This is a genomic window from Nostoc flagelliforme FACHB-838 (genome assembly GCF_014698065.1).
GTDB classification, from domain to species: Bacteria; Cyanobacteriota; Cyanobacteriia; order Cyanobacteriales; family Nostocaceae; genus Nostoc; species Nostoc flagelliforme_B.
Window position 1 is genome coordinate 1 of sequence record NZ_JACJSI010000390.1, and the last position, 5,364, is coordinate 5,364.

Annotated in this window: 4 protein-coding genes and 1 pseudogene; 2 read left to right on the forward strand and 3 right to left on the reverse strand. The window is 44.4% G+C overall.

All coding sequences use genetic code 11. The annotated features are described in order from the left end of the window. Nucleotides 1-363: 363 nt before the first annotated feature. From H6G97_RS44540 to H6G97_RS44550, 3 genes are all read right to left on the reverse strand, one after another. Nucleotides 364-1,320: a hypothetical protein gene (locus H6G97_RS44540; protein WP_190946872.1), complete on the reverse strand. Its 957-nt coding sequence runs from the start codon at nucleotides 1,318-1,320 to the stop codon at nucleotides 364-366. 283 nt (nucleotides 1,321-1,603) lie between these two features. Continuing rightward, on the reverse strand, nucleotides 1,604-3,181 hold the full coding sequence (locus H6G97_RS44545) for a hypothetical protein (RefSeq protein WP_190946873.1): 1,578 nt from the start codon (nucleotides 3,179-3,181) through the stop codon (nucleotides 1,604-1,606). Between the two features lie 377 nt (nucleotides 3,182-3,558). Next, nucleotides 3,559-3,813, reverse strand: coding sequence for a hypothetical protein (locus H6G97_RS44550; protein WP_109013241.1), 255 nt, complete (start codon nucleotides 3,811-3,813; stop codon nucleotides 3,559-3,561). Nucleotides 3,814-4,103: 290 nt separating this feature from the next. Here H6G97_RS44550 and H6G97_RS44555 point away from each other — a divergent pair, with 290 nt between their 5' ends. Together H6G97_RS44555 and H6G97_RS44560 are read left to right on the forward strand one after the other, a co-directional pair. Beyond that, on the forward strand, nucleotides 4,104-4,703 hold the full coding sequence (locus H6G97_RS44555) for a hypothetical protein (protein ID WP_190946874.1): 600 nt from the start codon (nucleotides 4,104-4,106) through the stop codon (nucleotides 4,701-4,703). 385 nt (nucleotides 4,704-5,088) lie between these two features. Beyond that, nucleotides 5,089-5,364: pseudogene (locus tag H6G97_RS44560) on the forward strand (IS1/IS1595 family N-terminal zinc-binding domain-containing protein); the annotation flags it as partial.

Sequence of the window (5,364 nt, forward strand, 5' to 3'; positions counted from 1 at the left end):
GCTCTAAACTATCAGTAACTATCTCAAAGCTTTATGATTACGTTTTCACGAAGATATCAAAGCTTGCTCTCAAAGCTTTGAACAGTCTGGCTTTGGAGTTTTCGGACAAGTCTAATCAACGGTACAAAAGCTTACACCGACGGCGATAGCTGCTAGACCACCCCAATGAGTAAAACCCAAACCTGACATTGCAAGCCTCCATCAATAGCAGCAGCCAACTTTAGTTAAGCATAAATCAAGTTACTAGCTATTAAATAGCCAATAATTAGGCTACTAAGTTTTCATCCGAAAACTCCGGTTTTTCGCAGGAACTTAAAAATTTTACAAACCTTTACAAACGTAGCCCTCAAACTATGACGAACGCTACTCATCCCACTTCACCAGTACCCCATCAACAACCGCAATACCCCACTGCGGAAACTTCACCAGCAACTTCTTGATCACAATCTGCAAAGCCGGATCATCATTCCAGCACTCTTGCAAGAAATCAAACCCCGGATTCTCGCCTGAATTCGCCGCTCGATTCAGTTTTTCCCTTCTTACAGGTCGCGCATTTGCCCTTGCAACAATCGCCTCATGCGACCATTTTTCAGTGACAAGCACGGCGGAACCTTCGCCTTCATGATCCGCTTTCATTTCTACACCTGAAACTGAATTTTCAGTCATCAATTCAGCAGAGGGGCAACTCGGTTCTATTTTCTGATCTGCGATCGCAGAAGTTGAAGATTTTTCAATTTGGGCAGGCGGCGCGGCGGAACCAGTACCTTCATGACAGTCTCTCGGCTCAACGCCACAGTCCTGATTTTCAGCCAACAACGAAGCGGATTCACCCTGTACAGCATCTACAAGCGCTAGCGTCGTACACTCCGTTACCGCAGGTAACTCTTCCTCCTTCTCTGACACGCCTTGAACAGTCTGAGGCGAAGCGCCCCCCAAGGGCGCGTGAGGCTGATTAAGAGAATTAGCTTTCTCCCAAAACTCCTTCATTCGGCTGCCATGTAAATTCTTCACCATCCAGACAACGGTTTCTCGGCTATCCTGAATCGACTTGTCCGGCTTGAAAATGAACAATCCACTTTCAGAAAGAATTTTCTTTGCAGAGATAAAAGTACTGTATCCCAAAGCAGAAGTCAAAGGCATCCACCGGGAACCATAGGGGTCAGCCGTCCAGCACTCCTGCCATAATTGCGTAATTGATGGTTTTTGCTGCGAAGCCCACAGCAAATCTTCTATGGGAATAATCACATGAAGTCTTTTGTATGGTGACTGTGGTTTAGTAGCAGCCTTTTTGGGTTTGGGACGGGTAATGGTTGCAGTCATTTTACAATCTCCTGTTTATGTTGACGCACGGAAATTTCCCTCACTGGGATGCGGGGCTTGTTACTTGTATTTAGTTGTCTAAAAGGTCATCAGTACATTGAAAGCCTATCCCTGTTTTGTCATTCTGGGAGAACCTAATCGCTGAAAGCCTTTGAGAGCTTTAATCTTCAGGTTTTGGCTACAAACTTTAGTTACTGTTAGAAAATAAAGGCTCAAAGCTTGATTAAATCAAAGTTTCAGAATCTTGCTTCGATTATTGTTTTCCGAGAGTGACTAAACAGGGCTATTCAGGCTGCCAGAATCTCAATTCGTCTCGGAAATACCTATCAGTTTTCTTGGGCTGGTTTCGCCAGTGATCCCAGGCAACCACCACTTCCTCGCCTAAATCTTGCATCACCTCACCCCTCTCGACATACAAAGTACGATATGGATCAGCATGGGCAACAATAGAGCCGATGCCAATAGTGTCCGGTTGAGAGGATGCTTTTTGGAGTGCAGTTATTAAATCTGTTTCCTCTGTGCTTAGTTCCGTCCAGTAGTCTGATTTAATCACCTCATACTCTTGCGCCACTGCCAAATAGTCCTGCCAAGTACACCCTGGTTTAGCCAGCACTGACCTAATATCACTAACAGCTTGGGGTAGCATTGACAATTGCTCGGCTCGATATGCGATCGCAGATGGTATAGGTTCACTCCCCAGAATTATCGCCGCAGCTTCGAACGCTTGGGTATTGTTCATAGCGGTGGCGAGATTCTTCAATGCCATACCCATCAGCCGTAAGCATTCCTGGGCATTTTCTTTGGGGGGTTCCTGCGCTAGCGATCGCAGATCAATTGTCTTCTCCAGAGCTTGCGGAACTTTCTTGTTTAACGCTTTAGCCCCTTGTTGAGTGTAAGTATTTCCCCAATCTTGTCCAGTCCGAGGCTCTTTAGAATTTTCTAAATCCTGAATGCGCTGCCTAAGCTGCTGGTTCTCAGTCTCCAGCTTTCTCAACCCCTCCATTTCATCCAGCCGTTGCTGTAACTGGATGTTTTGCTCTTTCTGTTGTTTGAACAGTTGTTGCAAGGATTGAATTTGCTCTTGTACCTGGGCTTCGGCTCTGGCTGTGGCCTCTGTTTGCAAACCAATCCTCATTTCTTGGGAAAGTCTCTCTAGTTCCTGTTTATGCTGTTCTTCGAGTGCTGTGATCGCTTCGGTATATTCTACGGGGTAAGTGCGTTCTCTGGGAAAGGGAACGCTTGGGGCATCCAAATCAGCATTGTTGACCAAAAGTCTTTCACCATCAGGAAAAGTCACAATCTGCTGCCAATGGTTTGGTGCGTCTGCCTCAATCACCCCCGAATCCCCATAACGAGGATGTGAAAGGGAAGAAACAGTGACAGAATTACACAATTGCGTTTTAGGGTTTTCGCTTTTTGCGGCGCGTTTAACTATTGGTGCAACCTGCTGCACTGCTTTGGCAAAATCGGCGGCAGTTGGGAAGGGTTTTTCTTTGGCTGCGATCGCAACAGCTTCTTGAAGCTTGTCAGGTGTTTTTACCAGACGGAGTAGGGATCGGGTTTGAGATGGTTTAGTGATCTTGCCCCTCAAATCTTCAGGTAAAGTTTCAACCACTCGCTTTGCTGCAAATAAATCTTTAACCTTGCGATATCCCCCGTGTTTGGTCAATTCGCTTTCGCAGTAGTCTTCAAAGCTAGTATATGTACCATCTCGGTAATATTTGTTATCTCGCATCAACCGCAGTTCATCCGATACCTGCCACTCAAATCGGCCTATGGCAGCGAAGGTTTCCTGAATGCTTATGTTGAGATTGCTGTAGCCAATGGCTGAGGTTGTTTCGGAACAGTCTAGTGTCAGCATTGTTTCACCTTTATATGCTGTATATACAGGCAAAAAACATAGTCAGCGTGTTTGGGATTATGACACTGTTGCACCAGAAGCACCGCCAACCATACTTGGCAATTAAATCCAGTCTTTTACGGCGTTTTTGACTTATTGTTAGCCGCTTATATAGGCGAACGGAATTTGCCCCCATTGTGGCCTGGGGATTTTGTATTGTTGAAACCATTTGGACTCCGAAAATAAGCCGGATTAGGATTAATGTATTAACATTAGCAAAACTGTTAATACAAATCAACCTATCAAAAAACAAACCAGCTAAGTTTCCCTAGCTGGTTTGTCGCTTATTGCCTTAGTAACTTGCTCTCGCCATTGCCTGAGAGTACTATTCTCTTCTCTCAGGCGGCGGATTCCCCCAACATTTCGTACTGCTGTTGTTGCCACTGCATAAACTGCTGCTTCATTTCGGCGACTTCTGATTTCAGCTTTACTAACTCTGGATCAAGCTCATTTACTGGCTTTTCAGCTAAATAAGAATCAATAAAATCCATTAACAACTTGGATACAGAGGTATTGCTAGCTTTGGCTTTATTCATAAAAGCCTCTTTTTTGTCTTCAGAGATCCTAATAATTATCTGTTTGTCTGCTGCCATCTCAATTCTCGTTGTTTATAACTTTCAACTTACACGCTATCAATAGCAAGTTGTATTAGCAAGTGTATAAACATAGCTTATCAACTTCCAGGACATACATCATCTACAAGTATTAACAATGTATTGATAAAAGTATTAACAAAATAGTATCTTAGATTTATGGGATAAGTAAAGCGGTTTCACAAATCAGCTTTTATTTGCTCAGATCAAAAGGTGATCACTCCCCGTCCAAAGTTTGTGATCACCCTCTGTAAAAACCTAACCCCGTGTAGAGGCAGGAGATCCTTATTATGACGCAATCCGTTTACACACAACAAGCACCCTCAAGTTTCAAACTCAATCAAACAATAATTGCAGATACTCCCTTCAAAGACGAGCAAGCGATAGCCCAAGCAGAACTCGACACCCACCTCGAAACCCAAGCCGAAGCTGTAGCCCCAACCCAAGACCCCTTGACTGCTCGTGACCGTCGCATCATTGGCGAGATTATTCAAGTCGAACCGGAATCTGTTCGGACGATCTGGATCGAAGGCGGAATCACGGTATGGGTGCAGTTCGTGAAAGGCGGACGACTCCCATTTGACCGAGACTGGTTCGCAAAAAGAGTTGCAGAGGTAAAAGCAACATTACAAGAAACACCGAGAGAACGCAACGAACGTTTAAGCGATGAATTGGAAAAAGCTTGCGCTGTTTTTGGTCTATATCACGGCGAAATTGATTGGTTGGGATTCAGCACCAAACTCTACCAAGACGGGCGTTTTGTCGGCTTCGTCGGGTGCAATCAAGAAGTTTGGTACGCAAGACCAAGACAGTACGGAGTCAATCGCGTAGCTGCTAGTGCAGAACTTGTGATTGCAGCCTTGGGAGTCCGAGCGACAGTAGCGGCGTAAGTTGCTGAAGGTAGAAAAGGCGATTGCTCCCCCAAGATAAGAGCAATCGCATGGAATACGCAATTACAGATAAGCGCAATCGTGACACAGAGTACAGCAAGTAACCTCTCGCTTGAAGTAGGTAACTGTCAAGAGAAAATTCTCCTACCTGCTACAGATGCGAATGCAGATGTGTAAGAAATCTATGAAGTGAAAAAGGCGATTGCATACCAAGAGAAATGCAATCGCCGTTCAACCGAAATTTAGACAATCGAAATCATCATGGCACATCAAAAAATATGATTAGCCCATTTTCTCTTCAAGAGGCTCAGTTGGATGATTTAACAGAAAAAATTCTCCTACCTCCGGCGTTGCATAATAGAGGGATGAATTGAGGTCATTTACTGTGCAATGTCCATACTGCGACTCTACTGAAATTAGAAAAAATGGTAAACGAAGAGGTAAACTTTCATCACATTTGCGTCAATTGTGGTCGTCAATTTATCGATGTTTACAGTCCACCAAAAGGATACTCAGATGAAATCAAGCAAGAATGTTTAAGGTCATACGTTAATGGCATGGGATTTCGAGCCATTGAGCGTGATAAAGGAGTTCACCATACAACCGTAATTTATTGGTTAAAACAAATAGGCGAAAAACTCCCCGACGTACCGCCTAACGA